This window comes from Solidesulfovibrio sp. DCME (assembly GCF_049995385.1).
GTDB lineage: Bacteria > Desulfobacterota > Desulfovibrionia > Desulfovibrionales > Desulfovibrionaceae > Solidesulfovibrio.
The window spans coordinates 316,945-343,356 of sequence record NZ_CP188261.1 but is presented as its reverse complement, the minus strand read 5'-3'; the positions used below and the strand labels follow the sequence as shown (position 1 = coordinate 343,356).

General features: G+C 69.7%; 20 protein-coding genes. 6 read left to right on the top strand and 14 right to left on the bottom strand.

Annotated elements, in window-relative coordinates; all coding sequences use genetic code 11:
• Positions 1–13: 13 nt before the first annotated feature.
• From ACP59X_RS01525 to ACP59X_RS01510, 4 genes are all read right to left on the bottom strand, one after another.
• Positions 14–2,887, bottom strand: coding sequence for a hypothetical protein (locus ACP59X_RS01525; RefSeq protein ID WP_428564050.1), 2,874 nt, complete (start codon positions 2,885–2,887; stop codon positions 14–16).
• Entirely contained in the window at positions 2,871–5,414 is a 2,544-nt protein-coding gene (locus tag ACP59X_RS01520) for a DUF2079 domain-containing protein (RefSeq protein WP_428564047.1), read from the bottom strand. The genes ACP59X_RS01525 and ACP59X_RS01520 overlap by 17 nt, the downstream gene beginning before the upstream one ends.
• Positions 5,407–8,295 carry a hypothetical protein gene (locus tag ACP59X_RS01515; RefSeq protein ID WP_428564044.1) on the bottom strand — a complete coding sequence of 963 codons (2,889 nt, stop codon included), beginning with the start codon at positions 8,293–8,295 and terminating at the stop codon, positions 5,407–5,409. The genes ACP59X_RS01520 and ACP59X_RS01515 overlap by 8 nt, the downstream gene beginning before the upstream one ends.
• Before the next feature lie 342 nt (positions 8,296–8,637).
• Positions 8,638–9,843 (bottom strand): glycosyltransferase, encoded by a 1,206-nt coding sequence (locus ACP59X_RS01510; RefSeq protein WP_428564041.1) that lies wholly within the window; start codon positions 9,841–9,843, stop codon positions 8,638–8,640.
• Positions 9,844–10,018: 175 nt separating this feature from the next.
• Here ACP59X_RS01510 and amrB point away from each other — a divergent pair, with 175 nt between their 5' ends.
• The 3 genes from amrB (at position 10,019) to ACP59X_RS01495 (ending at position 12,784) form a co-directional block, all read left to right on the top strand.
• Positions 10,019–11,236: an AmmeMemoRadiSam system protein B gene (gene amrB, locus ACP59X_RS01505; RefSeq protein WP_428564039.1), complete on the top strand. Its 1,218-nt coding sequence runs from the start codon at positions 10,019–10,021 to the stop codon at positions 11,234–11,236.
• Entirely contained in the window at positions 11,233–12,327 is a 1,095-nt protein-coding gene (locus ACP59X_RS01500; RefSeq protein ID WP_428564037.1) for an SPASM domain-containing protein, read from the top strand. The genes amrB and ACP59X_RS01500 overlap by 4 nt, the downstream gene beginning before the upstream one ends.
• A gap of 202 nt (positions 12,328–12,529) precedes the next feature.
• Positions 12,530–12,784, top strand: coding sequence for a hypothetical protein (locus tag ACP59X_RS01495; RefSeq protein ID WP_428564035.1), 255 nt, complete (start codon positions 12,530–12,532; stop codon positions 12,782–12,784).
• 110 nt (positions 12,785–12,894) lie between these two features.
• On the opposite strand, the gene pyrF is transcribed toward ACP59X_RS01495, so the two are convergent.
• The 3 genes from pyrF to glmS are packed head-to-tail and all read right to left on the bottom strand — an operon-like array spanning position 12,895 to position 17,318.
• Entirely contained in the window at positions 12,895–13,584 is a 690-nt protein-coding gene (pyrF, locus tag ACP59X_RS01490) for an orotidine-5'-phosphate decarboxylase (protein WP_428564032.1), read from the bottom strand.
• Between the two features lie 14 nt (positions 13,585–13,598).
• Positions 13,599–15,467, bottom strand: a complete 1,869-nt coding sequence (locus ACP59X_RS01485; RefSeq protein ID WP_428564029.1) for an N-acetylmuramoyl-L-alanine amidase — start codon at positions 15,465–15,467, stop codon at positions 13,599–13,601.
• A 27-nt stretch (positions 15,468–15,494) separates the two neighbouring features.
• Complete coding sequence (glmS, locus tag ACP59X_RS01480; protein WP_428564026.1) at positions 15,495–17,318, bottom strand: glutamine--fructose-6-phosphate transaminase (isomerizing); 1,824 nt, start codon at positions 17,316–17,318, stop codon at positions 15,495–15,497.
• Between the two features lie 632 nt (positions 17,319–17,950).
• Between glmS and ACP59X_RS01475 the strand changes: the two genes are divergently transcribed.
• Together ACP59X_RS01475 and ACP59X_RS01470 are read left to right on the top strand one after the other, a co-directional pair.
• On the top strand, positions 17,951–18,445 hold the full coding sequence (locus tag ACP59X_RS01475) for an AmiS/UreI family transporter (protein WP_428564023.1): 495 nt from the start codon (positions 17,951–17,953) through the stop codon (positions 18,443–18,445).
• A 104-nt stretch (positions 18,446–18,549) separates the two neighbouring features.
• Positions 18,550–20,043, top strand: a complete 1,494-nt coding sequence (locus tag ACP59X_RS01470; RefSeq protein ID WP_428564020.1) for an outer membrane homotrimeric porin — start codon at positions 18,550–18,552, stop codon at positions 20,041–20,043.
• 326 nt (positions 20,044–20,369) lie between these two features.
• Here ACP59X_RS01470 and cls read toward each other — a convergent pair whose 3' ends face one another.
• Positions 20,370–21,782, bottom strand: a complete 1,413-nt coding sequence (gene cls, locus ACP59X_RS01465) for a cardiolipin synthase (RefSeq protein WP_428564017.1) — start codon at positions 21,780–21,782, stop codon at positions 20,370–20,372.
• Positions 21,783–21,927: 145 nt separating this feature from the next.
• Between cls and ACP59X_RS01460 the strand changes: the two genes are divergently transcribed.
• A complete protein-coding gene (locus ACP59X_RS01460; protein ID WP_428564014.1) occupies positions 21,928–22,533 on the top strand; it encodes a hypothetical protein in 606 nt (201 codons plus the stop codon).
• Positions 22,534–22,811: 278 nt separating this feature from the next.
• Here ACP59X_RS01460 and ACP59X_RS01455 read toward each other — a convergent pair whose 3' ends face one another.
• The 6 genes from ACP59X_RS01455 to ACP59X_RS01430 form a co-directional block, all read right to left on the bottom strand.
• Positions 22,812–24,089 carry a GAF domain-containing protein gene (locus ACP59X_RS01455; protein WP_428564011.1) on the bottom strand — a complete coding sequence of 426 codons (1,278 nt, stop codon included), beginning with the start codon at positions 24,087–24,089 and terminating at the stop codon, positions 22,812–22,814.
• A gap of 81 nt (positions 24,090–24,170) precedes the next feature.
• Complete coding sequence (locus tag ACP59X_RS01450) at positions 24,171–25,016, bottom strand: HesA/MoeB/ThiF family protein (RefSeq protein ID WP_428564008.1); 846 nt, start codon at positions 25,014–25,016, stop codon at positions 24,171–24,173.
• Between the two features lie 3 nt (positions 25,017–25,019).
• Positions 25,020–25,250, bottom strand: coding sequence for a MoaD/ThiS family protein (locus ACP59X_RS01445; protein WP_428564004.1), 231 nt, complete (start codon positions 25,248–25,250; stop codon positions 25,020–25,022).
• On the bottom strand, positions 25,247–25,546 hold the full coding sequence (locus ACP59X_RS01440; protein WP_428564001.1) for a hypothetical protein: 300 nt from the start codon (positions 25,544–25,546) through the stop codon (positions 25,247–25,249). Before ACP59X_RS01440 ends, ACP59X_RS01445 begins: the two co-directional genes overlap by 4 nt.
• A gap of 19 nt (positions 25,547–25,565) precedes the next feature.
• A complete protein-coding gene (locus ACP59X_RS01435) occupies positions 25,566–26,090 on the bottom strand; it encodes an acyl-CoA thioesterase (RefSeq protein WP_428563998.1) in 525 nt (174 codons plus the stop codon).
• Positions 26,087–26,323, bottom strand: coding sequence for a hypothetical protein (locus ACP59X_RS01430; protein WP_428563995.1), 237 nt, complete (start codon positions 26,321–26,323; stop codon positions 26,087–26,089). Before ACP59X_RS01430 ends, ACP59X_RS01435 begins: the two co-directional genes overlap by 4 nt.
• Between the last annotated feature and the right edge of the window lie 89 nt (positions 26,324–26,412).

Sequence of the window (26,412 nt, the reverse complement as noted above, 5' to 3'; positions counted from 1 at the left end):
CGAATGACCGGCGTCAGGGAGCATCGCCCGGCTGGGTGTTGGCGCGCGGGCAGTCCCCGGCGGCGTCCCGGACCGGGACGACTTCCAGATACAGTCCGGCCAGGAAGGCATAGAGGCCCGCCTGGACGCAAAATTCCGACAACCGGGCCAGGCCGAGGCCGCGCAAGCCGGCGGCCAGGAACAGGGACAGGGCAAAGCCCAGGAAGTAGCGCCGGCCGGGATCGGCGGCCAGCCACGGCCCAAGCGCTGCCACCCGGCGCCCCAGCCGAACGCCCAGGCCCGGCCCGACGGCCCGCCATACCGGAACCAGGGACACGGCGGCAAGCCCCTGGGCCAGCCGGCCGGTCGGACCGGCCAGGACGAAGCTCGCGGCCGCCAAGGCGCAGCAGGCGCCAAGGCCCCACCACAACTGGCGGCCCCGCTCCTCCCCGGGCTGCGGGACCCGGGCCAGCCAGCGGGCCGGACGCACGGCGAGGCCCCGCAATCGGCCACCGGCCAGCCGCAGGCCGGCCACGGCCGCAGCCAGCACGGCCAGGGCGGCCAGGGCGCGGCCGAGGGTGCCCGCGCCACCGCCCCCTGGCCCGCTTCGCGCCGGGGCGGCGAACCGGGCCAGGTCGATACCGCTTTGTGTCTCGAAGCACAGGGCGCTCACACCATACCAGGGATGGGCGAAAAAGCGGGCCGAACCGCCCTTGGCGGCCAGGCGGGCCGCGCCGAGGCCCAGCCAATCGTCGGCCTCGTGGATGCGCCGGGCCGTTGCCGCATCGACCAGGCCCGGGGCATGGTCGCGGCCGTCCAGGCGCACCAGGGGCGCGGCGGCGAAAAACTCCCGCCAGTTGGCCTCGGCCAGGCCCGAAAAGGCGGCCTCGGCCAGTTCGAGGCTGCCCGGGGCCTGGCCGCCCACACCGGTTACCGTCAGGACGGCCTGCCCGCCGCCCTCCCCGAGCCGGCCGGCCAGGAGGCCCGAGCGGGTGTCGGGCACGGCCGGCGCGCCGCCGTTGACCGAAACGGCCACGGGGTCGCCCACCAGGCCGAAGGCAGTCGTCAGCCAGGAAAGGCGGCCAAAGGGAGTTACCGGCGAAAACGCCGGGGTTTTGCCGTCCCCGCCGGCGGCCCGAGCGGCCGTGGTCACGGGCCAGGGCAGGCGGGCGTCGTAGAGGCCTTCCCGGGCCTTGCCCCGGGGCACGGACACGAGTTCGGCCCGACTAAGCGGCAGGGAAAACTCCCGGCCGGTAAAGGCGAAGCGCAGCATCGCGCCGGTTGCGGCGGCCGGCGCATCGGGCAACGGGGTCGGCGCCCCCGGGCGCAGGGCATAGGACTTGACCGCCCCGCCGCCGGCCGGGGCGACGTCCAGGAACACGGCGGACAGGCCGGGCGAGGGGCCGATATCCAGGCGGAAATACAGGTCGCCGTCCCCGGGGCGGGTAAAGGCCGTCACGGGGATGGCCAGTTGCGCCGCCCGGCCCTCGACCACCAGGCCCGACGGGGCACGGTAGAGGCGCACGCCACCCTGCGCCTGAAAAAGCCCCTGGTCCCCGGACAAAAAGACCGGCGTATCCGCGCCGGCACCGCCCAGGCCCCGGCGCCCGGACACGGCCTCGAAGGGCGGGCCGAGGCGCCACAGGGACGTGACGGTCAGGCCGCCGTCGGCCCGGTCGATGTCCGGGGCGGCGCCGAGGCTGGTGGCCAGTTCGTCGGCGGCGGCCAGAAAGGCCGGCGTGTCGCGGCGCGGCGAGACCAGGGCCAGGGCGGCGCTTTCCAGGCTGCCGCCGCCGGGCAGGCCCGGGGCCATGGGCGCAAGGGCCATGTCGGCCGTGGCCGTGGCGCCGGGCGCCTGGCCCAGGGCCGCGGCGGCCGGGGTCACGTTAACGAAGACCCGGCGCATGCCGGCGAAAGGTTCGCGCACCCGGGTCGGCAGCCGCCCGGGCAGGCCATTGGCCGCAAGCACCGACGCCGCAAGGCCGGAAGGAATGAAGGCCAGCCGCTCCACCACCTTGTCCCGGGTCACCTCGGCGGCTCCCTGGCGGAAAAACATGAGGCTTATTTCCTTGAGCCTGGCCGCCCGAAGCCCCGGGTATTGCGCCCGCAGGTAGCGGCCGACGTAGACACGCAGCACCGTGCGGCCGTCGGGCAGCTCGAAGGTGCGCTTGGCCAGGGCGTACCAGTCGAGGACCGTACGCTCCCGGGGCCGCGACGGGTCCAGGGCCACGACCAGGTTGACCTGGACCGGGGCCGGCCGGCGCAGCACCAGGTCCACGGCGCCGAGGTCCAGGGCGTCGCGGTCGAACCGGCGCTGGAGGAAGGTCGACGGCCCGTCCTCGGAGACGCGCCAGGTGTCGTCAAAGGGCAGGTCGAGGAGCCGGCGGGCGAGATAGAGCGGCGTCTTGTCGGCCCAGGGCGCCCGGGCCACGGGCACGGCGGCGTCCCTACCGGCGATGCTTTCGAGGTAGGCGCTGCCCAGGCGCTCCACGCACTCCAGAGGGTCGCTGGCGAACACCCGGCCGCCCGGCGTGCGCACGGTCAGCGTGGCCAGGGTCGGATTGCCGGGGTCGGCGTCGCGCACGTCAAAGGCCACTTCGTTGAAACGGCCGAAGGCGATCCCGCGCCCGCCCCGGGGCGTGGTCAGGGCCAGGCCGGCCTGCGGGCCGGGGGCGGCTTCCCAGGCCAGGGGGGCTGTTTCGAGGACGCGGGAGTACTTGACCTTTTTGGTGAAAAGCCTGGCCCGCAACAGGCCGTCCACCGGGCCTATTTCGGCGAAAAGCCCGTCAGGCAGGCGCACCGGGGCGCGTTCGGGCCTGGGGTCCAGGTTCAGGGCCGCCGCCGGCCCCCCGCAACACAGCAAGCCCAAAAGCCCGGCCAGGGCGCAAAGCCTAGGGAGCCGGCGCACGCTCGCCTCCCTCGGCCGGCGCGGGCGCGGGAATTACCGTGGCTTCCTTGTGGCGGCGGGACCGGCGTTCGCGTTTGGGCGCGGCCTCGGCCGGGGGGACGCCCTCGCCCTGGACGGCACCGTTGCCGCCGGCATCGGGCGCAAAAGCGCCCTCCACGGGCGCCTCCTGGCCACGGGAGCGGCGGGGCTTTTTGGCCGGGGCCTCGGGTACGGCCTGGCCGTCGGCCGGGGGCACGGACACGGCGCCGCTGTCCGTACCGGGTACGGCACCCACCGCCGGGGCGGGGGCGGTATCGCCCGGAGCAACGGCCGGAGCCTCGCGACGGCGGGAGCGACGCTCCTTTTTCGGCGCCGCCTCGGGCACGGCCGGGGCCTCGCCCTGGGGCGCGGTCAGCGTGCCGGCCTCGGGCGCGGCCGGGACGACCCCGGCCGGGCTTTCCACGGCCGGAAGTTCGTGTCGCCGCGAACGTTTCCGGGCCGGCGCGCCTTGGCCTTCGGTCGGGCCGGCCTCGGGCGCGGGCGCGGCCTCGACCGCCGGGGCGGGCTGTCCCTCTGGGGCGGGGGCCGGCGCGGGCTTGGCTTTCTTGGCCGGATAATTGGACGGAAAACGGTCCAGGACTTCGACTTCGATTTCCCCGGCCCCGGGCGCGGCTGGCTGGGCACCGGGCGTCCCGGGAACGGGCCGAGACGGCTGGCCGGCCGGGACGGACGAGGCGGCTGGGGCAGCCACCGGAGCTGTCGGTGTCGGCGACGGCGCACCTGGTTGACCAGGGCTGACCGGCGTCGGCGCCGTCACGCCGGGCTGGCCGGGGCTCCCCGGCGTCGGCGCGGGCGGCAGGCCGGGCGTTGTCGGCGTACCCGGCGCAACGGGGCTTTCGGGCGCAGCCGCCGGGGAGGCCGCCGCCCCCTCGGCCGGCGCGGCCGGGGCCGCCGGCGGCGTCGCCACGGGATGCGGCCGGCGCAGGACGAGAAAGCCGCCCTGGTCGTAGACCGTTTCCAGGTCCTGGCGGGCGCGGATGACCAGGGTGTTGAACTCCCGGGCCACGTCCTCGTCACGGCAGGCCCCGGACACGAATTCGCAGCCCTGGTCCAGGACGAACCAGGGCCTGGTGAGGTCGAGGATCACATACTGGGCCTGCCAGGAGCGCACCGGCAGGTCGGGCATCCGGCCGCTGCGCACGAAGCGCCAGAAATCGGCCCAGGTGGCCGTGGTGAGGTCGCGCACCGGATGGGGCTCGAACACGCCCAGGGGAAAGCTGTTGTAGTCCAGGCGCTCGGCCAGGGCGCCCCAGTTGAGGGTGTTTTGCGACACCACGGCCATGGCCGGGTCGCGGGGCACGGATTTGAGCATCTCGGCCAGGATGGCCGCGTCCCGGGCCGTGGGCTCGTAGGCGTCCACGGAGAAGGCGAAGCTGTCGCTGGCCCAGAACAGCCGGGAGACCGGCGACGGGGCCAGGGCCACGTGGATCAGGCCCAGGGCGCCGAGAAGCGCCAGGCCGAACAGCCGCGCCCCCACCCCCGACTGGCGAGCCAGGATGCGCACCGGCCCGAGCACCTCGCAGTAGGCGAAAAAAAGCACCCCGGCCGCGCCGGCCGTGTAGTGGTTGGCCCAGCCATAATAGCTCGGGTGGGTGGACAGCAGGGAGAGGGCCAAGGCGGGCAAGGCCGGCACCAGGAGCTTAGGCCGGAAAAACGGAAAGAAAAGCACCGCCCCGAATACAAAGCCCAGGTACTTCCATTTGCCCGGGACCCCGAAGATCTCGGCCAGCACCGTCAGCGGATGGCTGGCCATGGTGACCAGGGCCGCGCCCGGCCCCCCGCCGAGCCAGGCATAGGCGCCGCTTTGGGCGCCCAGGCCGCCGTCGACGGTGCAAAAGGGCACGATATAGGTGGTCGCGGCGTAAAAATAGAGCGCACCGATGGCCACCAGCCCCCAGCCCGCCCGCTTGCCGCCGCCGAAAAGCAGCAGGTAGAGGCCGCAAAAGACCGTGGTCAGGGCGTAGGGTTCCTTGACCAGGGCCGGCAGGAGCCCCAGGGCGAAGGCCAGCAGGATGCGGCCGGAAGTGGCGGCGGCCAGAAAGGCGAACAGGATCGGGATGAGCAGATGGTCGAGGTGGAAATCGAACAGGCCGTTGGTCCACACCGGAAAATACAGGGCGTAGCTCATGGCCGCCAGCAGGCCGTAGCGTCGCCCGGCCCACACCGCCGGCAGGGCCAGAACCAGGGCCTGGGTCGTCAGCAGCACCAGCGGCGCGGCCTGGTCGGGCACCAGGCGGTAGACCTGGGCGTAGACGGCCAAAAGGGGCTGGGCATGGCCGAGGAAGGCCCGCCACCACTGGCCGTAGGCGTGCAGCGAATAGAGGTTGGACAAGAACACGCCCAGATCGAAGACCGTGGAGTGCAGGGCCAGGTATTTGAGGCTGGCCATGATGGCCAGCACGGCGAAAAGCCCAAGGAAAACCGCCCCGCCGAATCCCCGGTTGCCGGTGGCCACTGGCAGGGAAACGGGGGCGTGGATGTCAGGCATGGGGTTTCTCCCGACGATTTCCGAAAAGCGGCCCCAGGCACAGGACCGCCAGGCAGGCGGCGAACACGGCGGCGCTGCTTCCAAGGCCGATCCAGTACGAGGTTTGGGGGGCAAAGGAAAGGAGCACTTCGTAGTCCAGGCGGCCGTCGGGCCGGCGGGCGAAATAGCCCGGCCGGTCGGGGCCGGCCTCGGGCAAAAGCGCCAGCAAGGCCGGGTCGAGCCACCAGGCGTTGGCGAAGCCGTAGGCCTCCAGGTGCAAGGCATCGGGCCAGGCCACGGGCTTTTGGCCGTCGGCCCCGTCCGGGCGCCAGCCGGCCGGGTCCAGCGGCCTGGCCAGAGTGGCGGCGTCCTTCGGGGCGATGGCCCCGGGGAAAAAGCTTTCGGTCAGGCGCGCCCCGGGCAGGTTGTCGTTTTGGACCGCCCCGGCCCGCGGCCGCGAGACGTAGGCCACGGCCTCGGTGGTTTCCGTGCGCCCGACCACGGCCCCGCCCGGGCCGTAGACGAAGCCGCCATGGGCCTTGGGGCGGCCGTCGCCCAGGGTCGAGACCGTGCCCCGGGCGATCAGGCCGGCCAATGCCGCGGGATCGGCCGCGTCGCCGGCCTGGATGGGCGCCGGGGCATATTGTTCGAGCAGATGCGACAGGCCCTCGGGATCGCCGGCCAGTTCCCCGGCCCGACGCGGCACGAGGAGCGCCTTCCAGCCGGCGTGGAAGGTCTCCTGGAACACCAGCGGAAAAGCGGCCCCCGCCCCGTGGACGCGCAGGCGCACGAGCGTCGGGCCAAGGCGCCGAAATTCCACGGTCGGGGCGTCGATGCGCCGCTCGGGGCGCTCCACCGCCAGCTTGCGGTCGCTGGCCCGATCCACCAGCAGCCGGCTTTTTTTCGGCCCGTCGCCCATGATGGCGGACAGGAACTCCAGGAAGACGGCGTCATGGCCGGCGCGCAGGTAGACCGTGCCCGGGTCGTAGCCCGGCAGGGCCACCTCCTCGGCCAGGGCGGCGACCACGGGATTGGCCAGTCCGGCGGCGCCCACGTTCTCCACGGCCGCCACCCGGTCGCCCGGGCGCACCAGCGGCAGGAAGGCCTCGTTCTCGTAGAGGTCGACGCCGGTAAAAAGCGGCTTTTTCACCAGTTCCCGCTGCATGGCCAGGTTGGCGTCGAAAACGGGCTTGTAGTCCTTGTAGCCGTCCACCACGGCCGGGGCGGCGTAGGCCGGCTGGAAATCGTCGTAGGTGTAGGCGTGGCCGTAGTGCGGGTAGACCAGGAACCGGCAGGAGGCCAGGGCGGCCAGCCGGGCCACGGCCGTGGTCGGGTGCTCGGCGTAGAGCCCGGCGAAAATCGGTTCGGCCAGGGGATGGGTCTTAAAGGCCATGAAAAAGGGCTTGGGCGAATAGGCCGAGGTCCACTCGAAGGTATATTCCGTGTCCCCGGGCCAGGTGATGCCGATGGGCGGCAGGTAGGCCACGCGGAACTGGTCGCGCCGGGCGCGCAGGTAGGCATAGACCGCGCCGTCCTCGGCGCCGATGGGCGTGATTTTGAGCGTCAGCGGCTGGATGTCGCGGTCCGGGTCGAAGGGCCGGCTCAGGCCGCCGGCGAGAAAAGGCGAGACGAAGACCAGCACCGTGGCCAGGCTCGCCCCGGCAACGAGCCTCGGCCGGCCGGCGGCGGCCAGGTCGGCGGCGGCCCGGGCGAACAGGATGGCATAGGGCAGCACCACCAGCGGCAGCCAACGGGTGGTGTTGGAAAAGGCGGCAAAAAGGATGGGCAGGGCCTTTTTGAGCCCGAGCTGGTAGAAGGCCATGCCCGGCAGGGTGCGCGAGCCGGAAACCAGCAGCACCCCGACCACGGCCGTCACGAACAGGGCCGTGAGCTCCGGCTCCTTGCGCGCGCGAAAGGCGTAGGCGAACACGCCAAGGGCCACGAGCACGGCGGCCAGGTGCCAGGGAATGCCCAAACCCTCGGGGATGGGATAGACGTATTCCGTGTCCATGCCCGGGCGCAGGCGCAGCAGCGCCGTGGCGTCGATGGGCTGGCTGGTGGAGTCGTGGTAGGCCTCGCGCCGGGGCAGTTCCGAGTCCACGGTCACGTCGCCCTCGGCCGAAACCGACAGCCCCCAGCCGTGGCGGATGGCGCCCTTGCCGAAGTAGTCGCCAACGAACGGGGCCATGAAGTGGATGTTCATGGCCACGGCCACCAGGCCCAGGCCGCAAAAGGCGGCGACGAGGACCCGCTTGCGCCGGGCGGCCACCAGCCGCCAGGCAAACGCGATGGTCAGCATGGCCGCCGCGCTCATGCCCACACCGGGGTGCAGCGAGGTCAGGCCGAGGAGAAAGCCCGTCAACACCGTGAAATAGAAGACGCCGCCACGGCGGGATTCCACCCGCTCCACGAGGACCTGGGCCGACAGGACGACCAGGGGCAACAGGGCGTAGCCGGCCAGCATGGGCATGTGCCCGGCCACGATGCGGGAGAGGGCATAGGGCGAGAAGGCGTAGAAGATGGCGGCCAGGCCGGCGAAAAGCGGCGGCAGGCCCTGGCGCCGGGCCAGGGGCCACAGGGCGGCCCCGGCGCAGAAGGTCAGCACAAGGGGCAGCCCCTTGGACACGGCCTCGCCGCCGGCCGTGGAAAACGGCCACAGCAGCCACCAATAGAGGAGTTCCAGCTTGAAATAGTGGTAGCGGCCGGTCTCGAAATAGGCGTCCCAGGTGGACAGGTGGCGCCAGGCCATGTCGCGGAACTGTTCGGCAAAGGCCGGCACGCCCCAGTCCCAGGTATGGCCGACCATGCCCGGCCGGGCCAGCACCCCGGCAAAGGCGAGAAGGGCCAGGGCCGCCAAGGCGGCCATGGCCACAAGCAGGGCTGCCGTTTTCCGTCCCATCATGTGTTCTCAGCGCCCCGCTCGACCCGGCCCGCCCCGCACCGCGCTCCTGCCGCATGCCTGCGGGCCAGGGCCGCTGGGCACCCGTGTCGCGCCCTCGAAGAGGGCCTTTGCCGTTTCAAGGACAACACCGGAAAATACTTGCGCCTCGTTAAAACGCACTGCCGCATGCGGGTGTTGCAACAATCCGAAACACCCAAAGGCAGCCCTCGTGCCGCAAGGGCAACAAACCGGGATCGTCACGGGATTTCACAGGGGATTTTAAAGGGCGGGAGCCCGTTGGCCGCCGGAGGCTTCTCCCCTGACCCTTTTTGCATACCCTCACGTTCACTCGAGGGCGCAACCCTAGGCCCCCTGCCGAGGAAAGCCGAAAGGCCCCTCGCCGCGCCGGCCCGTCCCGGGCAGGGCCTGCTCGAAGGAGGCGTCGAAAATGGCCGACCAGCGGTAGCGCTCCATGGAGGCCACGGCCGCCCGGCGCATGGCCGCCCAGGCCTCGGGGCGTTCCACCATGGCCGCCACGGCCGCTTCCACGGCCTCGGCCGTGTAGGCCGCCACCAGGCCCGCGCCCACAGCCGCCACGTCCTTGGCGATTTCCGGCACGTCGGTGATGACCACCGGCACGCCGCAGGCCAGATAGTCCTTGACCCGGCTGGGATCGGCCCAGCGCGACAGGTTGTTGTCCGTGGGCCGGTACAGGGCCAGGCTGATGTCGCAGTCCGGCAGCATGGCCAGGACCTTGTCGTGGTTGACGACCCCGTGCAGCACCACCGAATCGCCCAGTTCGCGCAGCCGCGGCTCGTAGGGCGCGTAGACCACCCCGTCCTCCACGGCGTTGTTGGGCGTCTTGCCGATGACGTGCAGGCGCAGTTCGGGGAACCGGGCGCGCAGGCGCGGCCAGGCCTCGATGACCAGGTCCACGCCCTTGGAGGGGCTTAAGGCCCCCAGCAGCACCAGGTCGCGCGGGATGTGGCCGGTTTTGTCCGGCAGGGCGATCTTTTCCAGGTCCACGCCCACGGGCACGAGCACGTTTTTGGCGTCGGGCAGGCCCTGGGAACGCCGGACCTCCACGATGCGCGGCGAGATGTTCCAGGCGGCGTCGCAGTGGCGCACGCAGAAACGGTCCAGGGCGTGGTACACGGCATTGAGGGCCTTATTGGCGAAGCGCTCGGGCATCCAGTCGATGGTGTAGAAGATGACCCGGTCGATGCGGCCGCATTTTTTAAGGAAAATGGCGACCACGGCGTTAAGGGGGTCGCAGGCCACGCAGTCGTCGTAGCGCCCGCCGAGCAGGAAGAAAAAGAGCAGCGAAAAAAACGCGTCCTTGACGTAGGTCAAAAGGCTCGGCAGGGCCCAGCCGCAACGCCGCTTGTCCAGGGCCAGCCGGCCGGCGACGTATTTGCGGGCCAGGGACCGGCGGTCCGAGCAGTAGTGGAAGGGGTGGTAGATGACGCCCAGGGTATCGCTGCGGTAGCGCAGATAGTTTTCCAGGGCTTCGGAAGGGCCGGCCAGATCGGTGATGTGGCTTATAAGGAGGGCTTTGGCAAAGCGCATGGTGTTCCCGTGGGGAGGATTTTGGCGGACGCGCCGGCCACAGGGCCGGCCGGGCTTGAGGTAGCCGTAACGCCCGGGGAAATCAAGGCGGCCGCCCCCCTTCCCGCTTGCGGCCGGCGGCGTTGCCAAGGGGGGCCGCCTGGGCTAGCCTTGGCCCATACCAAAGGAAGGCGGCATGGACTACCCACGGGCGCGGCACGACCTGGAATTTATTCCCATCGACCACGAAGGCAGGCGGATGATCCTGGTGCGCGACCGGCTCGGGCTCGTGCCCTACGGCACGGGCGTGCCGTCGGGGCTGTTGCCGGTGCTGGCGCTCATGGACGGCCTGCGCTCCCTCGATGACCTGGCCCGGGAGGTCACGGCCCTGCAGGGCGGCCGGCGCGTGACCCCCGAGGACATCGCCCCGGTTCTGGCCGAACTCGACGCGGCCGGCCTGCTCGATACCGAACGCTACCGGGAGGCCAAGGCCACGGCGGCGGCGGATTTCGCCGCGAGCCCCGTGCGGGCGGCGGTTTTCGCCGGCCCGGCCTATCCCGACAGCCCGCAACTGCTCGGGCCGTACCTCGACGCCATCCTGGCGCTGGCCCCCGAAGCGCCCGCCCCGCCGGCCGGGGCGAAGCTCCTTGGCCTCATCGCCCCCCACATCGACCCCGAATCGGGCAAGGCCGCCTACGGCGCCGCCTACGCCCCCCTGCGCGGGAGCTCGCCCAGGCGGGTGGTGGTCCTTGGCGTGGGGCATCAAATCATAAACGGCCTCTACAGCCTCACGGACAAAACCTTTGCCACGCCCCTTGGCGCCGTCGCCAGCGACGCGGCGGCGGTGGCCAGGCTGCGCCGGGCCGGCGGGGCCGTGGTCGACCCCAGCGACCTGCAGCACCGCGACGAGCATTCCGTGGAGTTCCAGGCCGTGTTCCTGCGCCATGCCCTGGGTGAGGACAGGCCCTTTTCGCTGGTGCCGGTCCTGTGCGGCTCGCCGGCGGGCACCCTGCCCGAGCCTTCCCGCCGGGCCTTTCTGGAGGCGGCCGGGCCGTTCCTGGCGGCGCTTCGGGAACTGGCCGCCGAACCGGACACCCTGGTCGTGGCCGGGGTGGATTTCTGCCACATCGGACCCAAGTTCGGCCACGACAAACCGGCCGACCTGCTGGAGGAGGCGGCCCTGGCCCATGACGCCGCCCTGCTCGCGGCGCTGTCGCGCGGCGACGCCGAAGCCTTCTGGGCGGAGTCGGCCCGGGTCGCGGACGGCTACAACGTCTGCGGCCTGACCGCCCTGGCCACCCTGGCCGAGATCCTGCCGCCGGCGACCCTGACGGTGCTATGCCGCGACATCATGCGCGAAAAGGAAACCGCCTCGGCCGTGACCTTCGCCGCGGCGGCCTATACCGCCCCATGAACCGGCCGCCCGTCATCCTCGACCTCCTCCACGTCGAGGCCTCCTCGCGCAGCCGGGCCGAAACCGGCTTCACCATCCGGGCCGGGCACAAAAAACACTGGCTCGACCACGACCTGCCCCTGGAGCTTTTCCGCAAAGCCCTGACCGCCATCGACGCCGTGGCCACGGTGCGCTTCCACGGCTGGGGCGATCCCCTGGCCAACCCCGACATCCTGGCCATGGTCGCCGCCGCCGGCAAAAAAGGCGCCGCAACCGTGCTCGTCACGGACGCCGCCCGCTTCACCGACAGCCACGCCAACGCCCTGGTGCGCGACGGCCTGACCGCCATCGTCTTTCCCCTGGCCGGGCTGACCGAGGAAACCAATTTCCGCCGGCGCGGCACGAGCCTTTTCGCCGTCCTGGCCGCCATCGACAAGCTCGGCACCGTGCGGGCCGTGCACGAATCGAACCTGCCCCGCCTCCAGGTGCGCTATACGCTCACCCGCACGGGCCTGGCCGCCGGCGAACTGCGGCTGTTGCCGCGATTCCTGCAAGGCCTGGGCGTGACGGCAGCGGCGGTGCGCCCGCTGTCCTACGCCACGAGCCCCCAAACCGAATACGACGTCCTCGTGCCCGAGGACCAGGCGGCCTACGACACCGTGGCCGCCGCCATGGCCGAAGCCCGGCGCGACGCGGCCGGGCGCGGCATCGACCTGGACTGCAAGCTGGTGCACGGCGGCGCGCGGCGCTTCCGCTGCCCCGACACGCCGGGCTCGAGCCTTTTTCTGGCCGCCGACGGCGCGATCAGCCCCTGCCCCCTGCGCAACGTCCCCCTGCCCGACCCGGCCAGCTACCGCTTCCACGGCCGCGACCTCCCCTTTCCCCGCGACGTGCGCGGCAACCTCCACACCGACGCCCTGGCCGCCGTCTGGAACGCCGCCGCCTACCGCGACTTCCGCTACGCCCACGACACCGACACCGCCCCGGCCGGCTGCGCCGGCTGCTGGCGGTCGTTTCTCACGGCGGTAGCAGAGGGGGGAGCGTCAGGAGCGGGCGTTGGCGAAGCGGCGGCGGGGCGCAGCGAAGAGGCCTCCGGCGGCCGGGGGGGATGATCCCCCCCGGTCCCCCCCGATGGGGCGGGTGGAGAGGCGAACGGGCACGTCGGGCGGCGTGACGGCGGACCGTTTGTTGACGCAACGTGGCCTGCCGACACTGGCCGCAAGGCCGGCCAGCACGGCAGGCCACGTTGCGCCAACAAGGGCGCCAGCGGCGAAGCGCCGCGGGGGGAAAAATAATCAGGAGCGGAGAAACGCCATGACCAAGTCGTATCTGCTGTACAAATGCGGCGGCGAGGGGCGGATGCCGTTGGTTTTTTTCACGGCCGAAGGCGAAAAGGAAGCCCGGGAAGCGCCGACCTGGCTCAAACGCAAACACCCCGACCACCCGGGGCTGCGCCTGGCCGCAGGCGAATTCTACGAGATCATCGAAAAAGACCTCTGCCCCCCCGACGAATGGGAAGCGGCGCTGGCCGCGCTCGGCAACCCCGCTCCCACAACGAACCACAAATAGGCAACAGCAACCACCTCCCCCCTTTGAAAGTTTTTAGGGGAAGTGGGGGGGGGCTCGGGGGGGGCGAAACCCCCTTTTTCCCAAAAGGGGGTTTCGCCCCCCCCGATTCCCTATCCGATTTCCCGCAACAGTTCGCGGGCGGCGGCGGCCGGGTCCGGGGCCTTGGTGATGGGCCGGCCGACGATGATATGGTTGGCGCCGGCGGCCACGGCGGCCCTGGGCGTGGCGGTGCGGATCTGGTCGTCGCGGGTGCTGTCCAGGGGCCGGATGCCCGGGGTGGCGATGAGGGGCTTGGCGCCGAGGTTTTTGCGCAACAGAGCCGTTTCCAGGGGCGAGCAGACGATGCCGTCGGCCCCGGCGGCCAGCGACGTCACCGCCCGCAGCCGCACCAGGTCGGCCAGGCTCCCGGCGAACCCGGTTTGTTGGAGTTCGTCGGCCCCGAGGCTCGTGAGCACCGTGACGGCCAGTATCTTCGTATTCCCCTTGGTTTTCGCCGCCGCTTCCACCACTTGCGGATAGCCGTGGACCGTGGCCAGGGCGATGTCGTGGTCGGCGAACTGGGCCGTGGCCAGGGCCACGGTTTGCGGGATGTCGTGGAACTTGAGGTCCAGCATGACCTTGAAGCCCTTGGCGGCCAGCGCGTCGCAAATGGAGAATCCCGCCGCCAGGAACAGTTGCAGGCCGACCTTGAAAAAGCCCACCTGCGGGGCCAGCCTGTCGGCCAGTTCCAGGGCTTGAGCGGCGGTCGGCACGTCCAGGGCGACGATGAGGCGTTCGTCGAAGGTTGCGGCTGCGGTCATGGGGACACCTCCGGCTAGAGGTTGGCGTAGCGTTCGATGCGTTTCTTGTAGGCCACGATGCCGTCGGCCATGCCTTGGGCCAGGTCGCGCAGGTAGGCGTCGGCAGTGAGCCGCTTGGCCTCGTCGGCATTGGTGATGTAGCCGAGTTCCACGAGCACGGCCGGCATGTTGGCCCCGATGAGCACGAAAAAGGGCGCCTCGTGGGGGCCGCGGTCCCGGGTGCGCCAGGCGCCGCGCAAGCCGGAAAGCGACCGCTTCTGCACGAGCCTGGCCAGGTCCTTGGACTCGGCCGTCTTGGCCGAGAGCATGAGGTCGGTGAGGATCGCCTGGAGGTCGCTGACTTTTTTCTGGGAAACGGCGTTTTCCCGGGCGGCCACCCGCACGGCGTCCCGGGAGTTGGCCAGGTTCAGGGAATAGGTTTCCAGGCCCTGGGACTCGGGGTTGCCGTGGGAGTTGCAGTGGACGGAGACAAACAGGTCCGCGCCCTTGGTGTTGGCCATTTCCGTGCGCGTCTCCAGGGGAATGAAGACGTCGGTGGTGCGGGTGTAGAGGACGTTGAAGCCCTTTTTGCGCAGCAGCTCGCCGAGCATCTGGGCGAAGCGCAGGTTCACGTCCTTTTCCGTGAGCCCATGCAGGCCCTGAGCGCCGGGGTCCTTGCCGCCGTGGCCCGGGTCGATCATGATCGTGCGCACGGACAGGCCGAGTTGTTCGATGAGGCTGCCGGCCCGTTTCCTGGCGTCGGCCGGGGGGACGAGGGAAGGTTTTTCGCCGTCGGCCCTGGCGGAAGCGGTCGGCCCGGGCTTGGTTTGGCCCGTGGCGGCGGCCGGTTCGCCACCCTTTTTGGCGGGCGCGGCCGGCGTTTCGTCGCGCTTGGCGGCCTGCGCCCGGTATTCCCCGGCCTTGCCGGCCTCGCCGCCCGTCAGGTCGACCACGATGCGAAAGGGATCGTTTTCGCTGCGGATCTCGTACTGGCGCACATCGGCCAGCTCCAGCACCACGCGCACGGTTTCCGGGGTGAAGTAGCCGGCCCGCAGCCGTGAGACCGCCCCCTTGGCGTAGCGTTTCTCCGAGGCGATGCCTTGGCCGGTGCGGGTGTTGTCCAGGTCGAGGTAGAGGAGTTTGGCCGTTTCGCCGTTGGTGCGCTTCTGTTCCAGGAGCTGGTAGCGGTAGGTGGTTTCCCGGCTCAGGTTCAGGGTCAGCTGGCCGCCGTTGGCGCTGCCGGCAACCTGCGCCTTGGTGAGCACGGCCGGGCGGGCGGCCGTGGCCGGGGCCGGGCCGGCCTTCCGGCCGGGCGCGGCGGCCTTGGGCTTGGCGGCGGGGGCCTCGGCCGCCGTGGTGGCCGCCTTGGCCGGGGCGGGCTCGGGCGCGGCGGCGCCGCCCAGCTCGGCCAGCATGGCCTTGGCCCGGGCGGCCATGTCGCCCTTGGCATGCCGCTTGAGCAGCAGTTCCAGGTCGGCCTTGGCCTCGTCGGGCTTTTTGAGCGGCCCCTTGAGGAGGTCGGCCCGGCGCAGCAGGGCGTCGTCGGCCCAGGCGTGTTTGGGGTAGGCCTCGGCCATGCGCTTATAGAGGGCCGCCGCGGCGGCAAAATCGGCCTCGAGGTAGGAGCGCGCCCCGAGCTCGGCCTCGGTCCAGGCCTGGTAATAGAGTATCTTGGCCCCCAGGGGGGCCTTGCCGGCGGCCTTGGCCAGGGCGGCGAAGCGGGCGTCGAGTTCCTTCCACAGGTCGCGCCGGCCGCCCGAGGCCGGGTCCTGGCGCAGTTTGGCGAAGTCCCTGACCGCCGCCTGGTAGCCGCTGGCCACATCGGCGGCCGGGGCGGCCATGGCCGGCCACAGCACGCAACACAAGGCCGCCGCCCAAAACGCCGCCCAAAGCGGCCTGCACACGCCTGCCCGTCCCGCCACGCCCCGGGCCTACTCCACGGTGACGGACTTGGCCAGGTTGCGCGGCTGGTCCACGTCCTTGCCCAGGTAGTCGGCCATTTCGTAGGCGAAAAGCTGGAGGGCCGGCAGCATGAGGAAGGTGGACAGCGGCCCCCAGGCGGCCGGGATCTCCCAGGGATGGTCCACGTCCAGGTCGGCCCCGGGCTGGGTCAGGGCGATGATCTTGCCGCCGCGCGCCTGGACTTCCTGGAGGTTGGACTTGACCTTGGGGTAGAGCCCGTCCAGGGGGGCCAGGGCGAAGGTGGGGAACTTGGGGTCAATGAGCGCGATGGGGCCGTGCTTCATCTCGCCGGCGGCATAGCCCTCGGCGTGGATGTAGGAGATTTCCTTGAGCTTGAGCGCGCCTTCCAAAGCCAGGGGGAAGCACAGGCCCCGCCCCAGGAACAGGAAGCTGCGGGCTTCGGCGTAGACGCGGCACAGTTCGCGGGCCCGCTGGCGCAGCCCCGGCAGGATGCCGTCGAGCAGGGCCGGCAGGCCGTCCAGGGCGGCGGCGCATTTCGCGTCCGCCTCGGGCGGCAGCACACCCTTGCGCCGGCCGAAGGACAGGGCCATGAGCGTCAGAAGCGTCAACTGGGAGCACATGGCCTTGGTGGAGGCCACGGAGATTTCCGGTCCGGCTTGCGTGTAGACCACGGCGTCGGCCTCGCGGGCCACGCTCGAGCCGACCACGTTGCACAGCCCGATGACCCGGGCGCCGCGGGCTTTGGCCAAGTGCATGCCGGCCAGGGTGTCGGCGGTCTCGCCGGACTGGCTGATGGCCAGCACGGTGTCGCCGGGGCCGAGGAGGGGCTCGCGGTAGCGCAGCTCCGAGGCGATCTCCACCCGGGTCGGGATGCCGGCCCACTGCTCCAGGAGGTACATGCCCCACAGCCCGGCGTGGTAGGAGGTGCCGCAGGCGACGATGTAGAGGCGCTCGGGCACCGGGGCGGCGTCGAGCTCGGGCAGGACGACCTTGCCCGTGGCCCGGTCCAGCCGGCCGGCCAGGCAGTCGGCGATGACCTTGGGCTGCTCGAAGATCTCCTTGAGCATGAAATGCTTAAACCCGCCCTTTTGCGCCGCCGCGACGTCCCAATTGATGTGACGCACCTCTTTCTGGATGGGAGCCAGGGTCAGGGCGTCCATGACCTGCCAGGAGCCGGCGTCGATGCGGGCCATCTCGCCGTCGTCGAGGAAGACCACCTCGCGGGTGTAGGGCAGAAAGGCCGGAATGTCCGAGGCCAGGAAGTTCTCGCCCACGCCCACGCCCATGACCAGGGGCGACTGCTTGCGGGCGGCGTAGAGCATGCCCGGGTTGTCGCGACTGACCACCACGATGGCGTAGGACCCCTCCACCCGGGCCAGGGCCCTGGAGATGGCCTCGGCCAGGGAACCCTTTTCCTTGTAATAGTATCCCACGAGCTGGGAGAGCACCTCGGTGTCGGTGTCCGAGACGCAGCGCACGCCCACGGCGGCCAGTTCCTTTTTGAGCTCCTGGTAATTCTCGATGATGCCGTTGTGGACCAGGGCGATGGAACGGGCGGCGTCCAGGTGGGGGTGGGCGTTTTTCTCGGTGGGCAGGCCGTGGGTGGCCCAGCGGGTGTGGCCCACACCCGAGGTGGCCAGGTAGACGTTCTGGGCGGCCAGCTTGTTTTCCAGGTTGGCGAGCTTGCCCTCGGCCCGGACCGTGAGGAGGTCCTTGCCCTGCAGGAAGGCCACGCCGGCCGAATCATAGCCCCGGTATTCCAGGCGGCGCAGGCCCTCGATGATGACCGGCACGGCCGGCCGGTGTCCGCAATACCCGATGATGCCGCACATACGTTCTCCCCGGCGCGCCTTGGCGCATGCCGCTTTCCGGCCGCGCTCCCGGGGATGCCCGTGCATCCGCTCCAGGCCGCAGGCCGTGTTGTGGGCTTTTGTAGCCCGGCTGGCCTGGGGTTGCAACACGTGGCTGCGCCCGCTGTCCGGGTCGGTGTTTTCGATTTTCCTGCCGTGTCATATTTACACAGCACTCCGGGAGAGGAAATTTTGACCCATCATCGGTGGCCATATGGACAAAAGTTCCTAACACTCCAACGCGCTCATTTTCAAGGGAAAAAATAAAAAGCTCGTCCTCGTGACACGCAGGGGCCTGTCAAAACTGTGTGTCAAAGTCCCACCACTTGTCCCCGACTCGCCACACTTTCTGCCAATATGCTGAAAATAAATACTTTTCAATTCGGTTCGGTATTTGCCATAAGCGACCCATCCCGAGGAACACGCCGCGTTTTGCGCGGCGGGTCCACAAGCGGCCGACGGAACGTGGGCGGCTCCCGTTTCGTGTCGGCCCTTTCCTGGGGAGTGGGCGGTATGCTGTCGCGACGGCCCGCGTCGGGACGGTATTTTGGTGTAAACGCGCAATCCGGCAGGAGGAGTCAAGAAGATTCAACCAGAACAGGTGGGGGGATGTGATGACGCTGGCTATCTTGATCGCTATTTCCTTGATGTGGTTACCAGTTGCCTTGCTTTTCCTCGGTTACGGCGAGGCCAAGGGAACGGGCGCCATCTGTGCGTTCGTGGGTATTTGCGTCGTTCTTGGCGCATTCGTTAACGCCATACAAAACGATGCGTTCACGGCAGGGCTGCTCTTTGCCCATGGTCTGCTGTATTGCACCGTCGCCTATGCCTTGCTCGCCGGGCTTGACAGCATGAAATCCGTTGGTAATGTCAGCTTGACCGTGGCCATAGTGTCGTTTATCTACATGTTGCTCTACTACCACGTTAAGGGAAGCAACTATTTCACGCTGGCCTGCGCCGGTTACACGGTCCTGACAATCGAGGTTTGGCTCAACGCCTATGGCAAGCTCTCGGGCAAGCTTCTGGCATGGTCGTTGATCCTTTGGGTCCCGGTCGGGCTTTACATCCCGGCTTTTCTGCTGCTTTCGGGCAAGCCCCTGCCTTTCTAGGCAAGGCCGGCCCCTGGCCCGGATCGGTCCGCGATCCGGGCCGTATCGGTTTTTTTCGAGCGTCGGTTGCGTTTTGGGGAACAATCGCCATGGAGGAGGGAATCATGAAACGTTTGCTGACTGTCTTCGCCGCCGTGCTTGTTCTGGCGGCCGCCGTCTGCGCCCAGGCAGCCACCGAGGTGCGGATGACGGGCGATGCGCTGGTGTACGGCAACTTTTTCCAGAACCGTAACTTCACCGGCTGGAACGCCGCCAAATGGACCAGCGAGGCCGGCACCATCCAGCACGCCGGCACCAAGACCGCGGATACTTTTGAAATCTGGGAACGCTTTCGCCTGCGCTCGGACTTCATCGCCAACGAGGCCGTGAAGTTCCGTCTGGGCATCAAGGTGGAAGACACCTGGGGTCACGGCACCCTCACCGCCGCCAACCCCACCGTGGCCGTGGAAGTCTACCAGGCCTACCTGATGTTCAAGTGGCCCGGCTGTGACATCCAGATTTCCGCCGGCCTCCAGCCCGCGTCCATTCCGCAGTCCTCGTTCTTCGCCGGCAGCATCGTGTTCGACGAAGACGTCTCCTCGCTGATCATCGTCGCGCCGCTGATCCAGGACCACCTGAACATGATCCTGGCCTACGTGCGCACCATTTCCAGCGACCGCACCTACGCCCCGACCACCCAGGACGTCTACGCCAACGAAGAAGGCTACATGCTGGCCCTGCCCATCACGGTGGACGGCTTCAAGGCCACCCCGTGGGCCCTTTTTGGCGTCGGCGGCAAGGGCGGCCACTACCTGACCGAGGCCGGCTGGGCCGAAGGCCTCATTTCCTCGGGCCTGTTCACCGTGGCGCCCGTGGGCTGGAAGAACAACTTCATCACCGCCCTGTGGGCCGGCACCACCCTGGAACTCACCGTGGCCGACCCGTTCAAGTTCTACGCTGACGTCATCTGGGGTCAGCACGGCATGAACGAGTACCGCAAGAACGTGCGCAACGGCTGGTTCATCGACGCCGCCGCCGAATACACCGGGCTGACCTACCTGACTCCCCAGGCCTTCGGCTTCTGGTCCACGGGCGAGGACAGCTCCACCCGCAACGGTTCCGAGCGCATGCCGAACTTCTTCCCCGGCTCCGGCCGCGGCGGCGAGCACAACGGCGGCACCCAGAACTGGAACGCCGGCAACAGCTTCCTGTTCGACGGCGGCCAGGAACTGGTCAAGGGCTCCAACATGGGCATCTCGCCCCTGGGCGCCTACGGCTTCGGCGCGTCGCTCAACAACGCCAGCTTCATCGAGAAGCTGACCAGCCGTTTGACCTTCGCCTACGTCCACGGCACCAACTCGTCCAAGGCCATCCGCTACGCCAACTTCGTCCTGGGCAGCAACCCGATCTTCCAGATGGGCCGCGACCTGACGGACAAGGAATGGGTCATGGGCATGAACTTCGACTCCAAGTACATGCTGTACGAAAACCTGGCCCTGATCCTCGAGACCGGCTGGGCCCATCCCAGCGAGTTCCAGAGGAGCGTCTGGGGCCGCCGGCTGGCCAACAAGGCCGCCGACGCCTGGAAGGTCTCCTTCGGCCTCAAGTACACCTTCTAGTTACCGCCACGCTACCGTTGACACCGCAGCCGGCGCGGGCCGGGCCCCCTCCCCAGGGGCCCGGCCCTTTTTTTCGGCAACACGGCCATGGGCCTTGGCCCGGCGCGGATGCGCTGTACCCGACGGCGGCAGCGGCGAGGTGTCACGGCCGCACGGCCCGGTCGGACGGCCAGCGACGGCGCGCCGGACTCCCCCGGAGCAGGAATTCTCTTTAGGCGGTGCATACGAGACCGCCGGCGCCCTTTTCGGGGGCGCGGCACTGGGGCCGAACGGGGCGGCGGCGCCCACGGCCGGCTGCCACCCGCCGAGGCCGGGATCGCCGGGCGCTACAGGATGGGCGAAAGCAGGCGGCTGAGCATGACGCCGATCTTGAACACGAAGGACCGGTCCTCGTAGTCGTCGGCGCTGGCCCGCTGGCACTGGGCGAAGTCCTCAAGCAGCATGGCCTCCACCGCGGCGATGAAGCCCGGATCGGCCACGGCCAGGGTGATCTCGAAATTGAGCCGGAAGGACCGGTTGTCGCAGTTGGCCGTGCCCACCGAGGCCAGGGCGTCGTCGACCAGGATGACCTTCTGGTGCAAAAAGCCGTTGCCGTAGCGGTAGAACTTGACGCCAAGGGTCTCCAGGTCCGGCAGGTAGGAGAACGAGGCCAGGTAGACCATCTTGTGGTCCGGCTTTTTGGGCAGCATGACCCGCACGTCCACGCCGCGCAGCACGGCCAGTTGCAGGGCCGAGACGATCTCCCGGTCCGGCACGAAATAGGGGCTGACGATCCACAGCCGCTTCTTGGCGGCGGTGATGGCCTGGAAGAAAAACAGGTCGCAGGACTCGATGTCGTCGGCCGGGCCGGTGGGCAGCACCAGCACCGGCATGTTCCCGGTGGCGGCCGGTCGCAGTTCCCAGTCCAGGCGCAGGGTCTGGCGGGTGGCCCAGTACCAGTCCTCGGCGAAGGACAGTTGCACCAGGGTCGCGGCCGGGCCGTCGCAGCGCACGTGGGTGTCGCGCCAATGCCCCAGGCGGGGGTTTTCGCCCAGGTACTCCACGCCGACGTTGTGCCCGCCGACAAAGGCCGTGCGGCCGTCGGCCACCACGATCTTGCGGTGGTTGCGGAAATTGAGCTGGAGGCGGTTGCGCCAGCCGAGCGTGGTGTTAAACGCCGAGACCCGGGCGCCGGCTTGGCGCAGTTCGTCGAAAAAGGCCTCGGGCAGTTCGTGGCTGCCGATCTCGTCGTAGAGCAGGTACACGGCCACGCCTGCGCGGGCCTTGGCCGTCAGCCGCTCCTTGAGGGCGCGGCCCAGGCTGTCGTCGCGGATGATGTAGAACTGGACCAGGACATAGGCCTCGGCCGCGTCGATGGCGGCGAAGATGGCGGCAAAGGTGGCCCGGCCGTCGACGAGCAGGCGGACGTCGTTTCCCGTGGTGAACGGCAGTTCGGCCAGACGTTCGAGCACGGCGAAAAGCCCCGGCAACCCCGGGGCGTGGACGTCGGGGAAGGCGCGCAAATGGTCGAGCTCCGGGGCAAGCTCGCCCACCACCCGGTCGCCGGCCCGGCGCGAGGCCACATAGCCCTGGAAACGGTTGCGGCCGAGCACCCAGTACAGCGGCACGGCCACGTAGGGAAAGGTGATCATGGCCATGACCCAGGCCATGGCCCCCTGGGGCGAGCGGGCCGTAAAAAGGGCCCTGGCGGCCGAGGCCACACCCACGGCATGGCAGCAGGCCAAGATGAAGACGAGCATGGACCTTCCTCCTTGGGCCGCAAACCGCGCCCGGCGGCCTGGCCCCACGCCTTGACCCTCGTTGGCTTTCGTTTATACCCTCGACAGGAATACGGCAAGAATGTCGCAACAATCCCGCAACTTCCCGCCCCCGGAGAGGCCGACCATGCCAGACGCCGCCCTCGATCTGACCCTTACCGCGCCAGTCCAGGCCACCGACGCCGCCATCGGGCGCGTGGAACACATCATCATCGATCCGCACCTGGGCAAAGCCACCCATATCGTGGTGCGCGAGGACGCCCTGCCCAACACCTTGCGCCTGGTGGCCGAGAAATACATCGCCAGCGCCAGCCCGCAGGGCGTGCACCTCAACATCCCGCACAAGCGCGTCGGCGCCCTCAAGGAATACATCCAGACCGAGTATTTTTCCCCCGCCTATTTCCTGACCCTGGCCAAGGCCGAGGAGGTCAAGCTGCCCATGGCCCCGGCCAGTTGGACCGTGGAGCGCCCGGCCACGCCCGAGGGGTCGGTGGCCCTGGCCGGGCACGAGCCCGTGCGGGCCAGCGATGGCAAGGTCGGCCGGGTGGACGGCGTGCTGTGCGACCGGCATACCGGCCGGGTGACGCATCTGCTGCTGCGCCAGGGCCATTTGTGGGGCACGCGCGAGGTGCAGGTGCCGGCCGGGCTCGTGGCCGGCTACGAGGACGGCGAGGTGGTGCTTTCGGCCACCAAGGCCGCGATCGGCGCCCTGCCCGACATCCACGAAGGCTAGCGCCGCGCCCGCGAAGGGCGACAGGCGCCTTGTGGCGGGGCCGCATGCCCCCTTGCCTGACCAAGGCCGGCCTCGCCAGCCCATGCCGGCGCAGTCTCCTGGGGCGTACGCGTGAGCCCTTGCCTCTCGACGGCCACCTGAATCTCTGAACCTGGCGCCGTCTCCTGGGGCGTACGCGTGAGCCCTTGCCCAGGCCTTGACGGGCCCCCGGCGACGCGCCGCTCGGCGCGCAGGCGCGCGCCCTGCCGCAAACACCCACCGCCAGGGAAACCGGGCGCCTAGGCCGTATGGCCGTCGTTTTCTTCGGGTTCGAGGTCGAGCACTTCCTCGCCGCCCACATAGGGCATGAGGATGGGGTTTTCCACGGCCTTGAGCAGGTTGGCGATGGCCACGCGCAGGCGGTTGACGTTCTCAACGATGAGGTTGACGTACTGCATCTTCTTTTCGACCTCGAGCCGTTCCACGGCCAGGCCGAAGAGGTGGCGCATGGCCGCCGGGGCCAGGGGCGGCCAGGGGCCGGGCACCAGGTGCAGGGCCTCCTGGATGAGGTCGGTGGCGATGTCGTCCTCGTTGTCGAGGAATTCCTCGAAATCCTCCAGGATCAGTTCCGCGCCGTTTTTCATGATGGCCAGCACGTTGTTGCCCACATGGGCCATGCCGCCGGCCGCCTTGGCCAGGGTATCGCGGCCCAGTTCCAGGCGCCGGCCCACGGTCAGCGACACGACGCGGTCGCAGTCGGCCAAAAAATCCGTCTCGTAGCGGTCGAAGAACCGGGGCTTTTTGGAATAGAGCATGATCAGGCCAAAGGCCTTGCCCGCCGGCTCGCGCAAAAAAAACGACAGCCGGCAACGGAACCCCTCCAGGTACGGCACGCAATCGATGGATTCCCCGCCGCGCTCGGGGCCTTGCAGGTTGTTGGACACCACGAACAGCATCCGCGTGTTGCCCACCGCCCGCATGACCGGGTGCAGGGGCAGGTTTTCCTCCATGGCCCGCACGAAGATGGGCGTGGCCCGGCCGGTGTGGGTGTTGGCCGCGATGTTGAGCCAGTTGCCGCCATCGTCGCGCAGGCGGCAGACGTAGAGGTCGGCCTTGAGCTCCTTGAGCAGGATCTCGGCGCTCTGTTCGAGGATCTCGCCGGCGGTCTGGAAGTCCTGGCCGGCGTTGATGAGCTCGTAGAGGATCTCCAGCATCAGCGTGGCCTTGTCATGGGCCTTTTTCAGCTGGCCGTGGCGGTATTCCAGGTGGGCAAAGCCCGGGTTGGCCCGCATGAGCTCCTCGATCTTGAGCGTCTTGACCGCGTCGATCTCCCGGCGCACCCCGGTCAGGGTGGTCAGCAGCGTTTCCCAGTCCCCCACCGGCGTGTCCGGCGCCCGCAGCACCGGCCGGTCCTCCAGGACGTCCAGGGAGGTCTTGATGGATTGCATGAGGTCGACGATGGCCGCTCGCACGGCCGCCGGCGCGGAGCCGACCATGTTGAGCAAGCGTTCGCGGATGTCGAAACCCGTCAAGAGAAGCGGCGTGGCCAGGGGGCAGCAGTCGTATTTGAGCGGCATGTCGCGTCCTTGCAAAAAAGGCCGGCCCATGCCGCGCCTTGCCCGGTATGTACCGCGTCCCGGGCGGCCTGTCGATGGGGCCTAGAACGTGACCGTGTCGAAACGCATGGCCTCCAGGTCGGCCACCAGGGCCTTGCCGGCCAGGGCCGGGGCGCGGCCGGCCAAAAGGCGCACCACCTCGGCGGCCATCAGCGACGCGGCGGCCACAACCGCCGGGGCCGGACAGCCCAGGACCTCCTCGGCGGCCGTGCCCCCGCCGCCGGCCAGAAGCTCCACCGGCGAGGCGGCCCCCGGCGCCACCGTGGCCACGATGACCGTGTAGCCGGCCACGGCCCCGGTCACCAGCGGGATGCCCCGGTCCCGGGCGGCCGCGGCCAGGGCCGGCCGATCCGTAAGCCCCCCCAGGGCGTCCACGGCCACGTCCGCCCCGGCAAGCAGGGCGGCCATGCCGGGTGCGTCCAGGAAGCGGGCCTGGGCCGTGAAATCCACCGACGGATTGACGGCCGCCGCCCGGGCCGCGGCCAGCGCGGCCTTGGGCGCGCCCAGGGAGGCGCAGTCCGACAGGAGCTGGCGGTTGAGGTTGGTCTCCTCGAACACGTCGCCGTCGGCGGCGCGGATGGTGCCCACGCCCGAACGGGCCAGGCATTCGAGCAGGCCGCCGCCAAGGCCGCCCAGGCCGACCATGGCTGCCGTGGAGGCGAGCAGCCGGGCCTGCTCGGCCATGGAAAAGGCGCGCAGGTTGCGGGCGTAGCGCAGGGGGCAAATACCCAGGCCCAGGGCTTCGATCTCCACCTGGCGCGGGGGGATACCCAGTTCCCGGCAAAGCGCGGTGACGGCGGCGGCCGTCAGGAACCGGCCGGCCCGGCCGTCGGGATAGGCGGCCTCGTGGGCCGCGGCCGCAATGGCCTGGCTGGCGGATTGGGGCATGGGTCAGCCTCCGGTGATGGGCGGGATGCACACGAGGGTGTCCCCCGGGGCCAGCCGCGTGCCCGGCTCGGCCGGGCGGTCGTTGAGAAGGACCGTGCCGACCAGGGACAGGTCGAGGCCGAGCCGGGCGGCGACCCGGCCCACGGTGTCGTCCGGCCCGATATCCAGCCGGCCGCCCGGCGGGGCGAAGCCGGCCAGGGTGGCCAGGGCGCGCACGGTGATGGCCCCGCTCACGCCTCGCCTTCGGGCACGTCGATCCAGCCGGACAGGGCGTCCACGATCTTTTTGGCCTGGTCCCGGCTGGAGATGGCGAACTTGGACTGGACGCGGTAGGTGTCGCCGGATTTCTTGTAGCGGCGGATGGCGTAGCGGTCCGGGCCGTAGGCCTCCTTTTTGACATCCCACTGGCTGAAGCGGAAAATGATGGTGGTCCAGGCGCCGCGCGTGAGGATCACCTTGTCCAGCTCCTTGGTCAAAAGCACGCCGTCCTCTTCGTAGTTGACGGTCAAATCGTCGATGGTCTCGGCCACGATATACCTCGGTTGGGGATTATTCGGACTGGCCCTGGCGCTGGGAGGCGCGCTCGCGGCGCCGCTCGTGGAGCCGGGCTTCGCGCCGGGCCGCGGCCTCGCGGTTGCGGCGGCGGTCGTCCTCGTTTTCCAGCACCAGCGGCGGCACGCCGTGGGGCCGGCGCTCGGCGTCCAGGGCGACGTAGGTCAGGTAGGCCGACCCGGCGTGGCGGCTCTCGCCGGTAATGGGGTTTTCGCACTCCACGCGCACCCCGACCTCCATGGAGGTGGAACCCACCAGGTTGACCGAGGCGAAAAACGTCACCACCTCGCCGATGTAGGCGGGTTTGAGGAAATCCATGCGGTCGATGGAGGCGGTGACCACGGCCGAGCGGGCGTGGCGGATGGCGGCGATGCCGCCGGCGGTGTCGATGTACTTGAGGATGACGCCGCCGTGGACGTTGCCGGCCGGGTTGGCGTCGGAGGGCAGCATGCGCTGGGGCATGACCACCCGGCTGGCGGACACGGGCTTGGGGTCGAGGGAGCGTTTTTCGGGCGGCGTCATTTTACGGAATACCCCTTTTCCTTCATGCAGGCGTCGATGATCTGCTCCTGCTGCTCCGTGGCTTCGCCCGGCGACTTGATCAGCGCCGTGGACACATAGCCCCGGATCTCGCAATCATGGTAGTCGGCGTCGAGGGTTTCCTTGGCCACATTGTCCGATTTGGGCTCGGTCCCGGCGCAGCCCAGGCAGCACACGGTCAGGGCCAGGCAGAACGCGGCGGCGAGTCGCAGCATGGAAGCCTCCTTGGGGTGGGCGAAAGCAGGCCGGCGGCCGGGATGGCCGCGCCAAATCCTTAGCGTTGCTTGGGGCGCCGGGTCAATGC

Coding starts and splice junctions, on each gene's coding strand:
- ACP59X_RS01495 (WP_428564035.1), top strand. CDS start 12,530: ATGACCAAGTCGTATCTGCTGTACAAATGCGGCGGCGAGGGGCGGATG.
- pyrF (WP_428564032.1), bottom strand. CDS start 13,584: ATGACCGCAGCCGCAACCTTCGACGAACGCCTCATCGTCGCCCTGGAC.
- ACP59X_RS01435 (WP_428563998.1), bottom strand. CDS start 26,090: ATGACGCCGCCCGAAAAACGCTCCCTCGACCCCAAGCCCGTGTCCGCC.
- ACP59X_RS01515 (WP_428564044.1), bottom strand. CDS start 8,295: ATGATGGGACGGAAAACGGCAGCCCTGCTTGTGGCCATGGCCGCCTTG.
- ACP59X_RS01475 (WP_428564023.1), top strand. CDS start 17,951: ATGACGCTGGCTATCTTGATCGCTATTTCCTTGATGTGGTTACCAGTT.
- ACP59X_RS01500 (WP_428564037.1), top strand. CDS start 11,233: ATGAACCGGCCGCCCGTCATCCTCGACCTCCTCCACGTCGAGGCCTCC.
- ACP59X_RS01520 (WP_428564047.1), bottom strand. CDS start 5,414: ATGCCTGACATCCACGCCCCCGTTTCCCTGCCAGTGGCCACCGGCAAC.
- ACP59X_RS01470 (WP_428564020.1), top strand. CDS start 18,550: ATGAAACGTTTGCTGACTGTCTTCGCCGCCGTGCTTGTTCTGGCGGCC.
- amrB (WP_428564039.1), top strand. CDS start 10,019: ATGGACTACCCACGGGCGCGGCACGACCTGGAATTTATTCCCATCGAC.
- ACP59X_RS01450 (WP_428564008.1), bottom strand. CDS start 25,016: ATGCCCCAATCCGCCAGCCAGGCCATTGCGGCCGCGGCCCACGAGGCC.
- ACP59X_RS01455 (WP_428564011.1), bottom strand. CDS start 24,089: ATGCCGCTCAAATACGACTGCTGCCCCCTGGCCACGCCGCTTCTCTTG.
- cls (WP_428564017.1), bottom strand. CDS start 21,782: ATGCTCGTCTTCATCTTGGCCTGCTGCCATGCCGTGGGTGTGGCCTCG.
- glmS (WP_428564026.1), bottom strand. CDS start 17,318: ATGTGCGGCATCATCGGGTATTGCGGACACCGGCCGGCCGTGCCGGTC.
- ACP59X_RS01510 (WP_428564041.1), bottom strand. CDS start 9,843: ATGCGCTTTGCCAAAGCCCTCCTTATAAGCCACATCACCGATCTGGCC.
- ACP59X_RS01460 (WP_428564014.1), top strand. CDS start 21,928: ATGCCAGACGCCGCCCTCGATCTGACCCTTACCGCGCCAGTCCAGGCC.
- ACP59X_RS01430 (WP_428563995.1), bottom strand. CDS start 26,323: ATGCTGCGACTCGCCGCCGCGTTCTGCCTGGCCCTGACCGTGTGCTGC.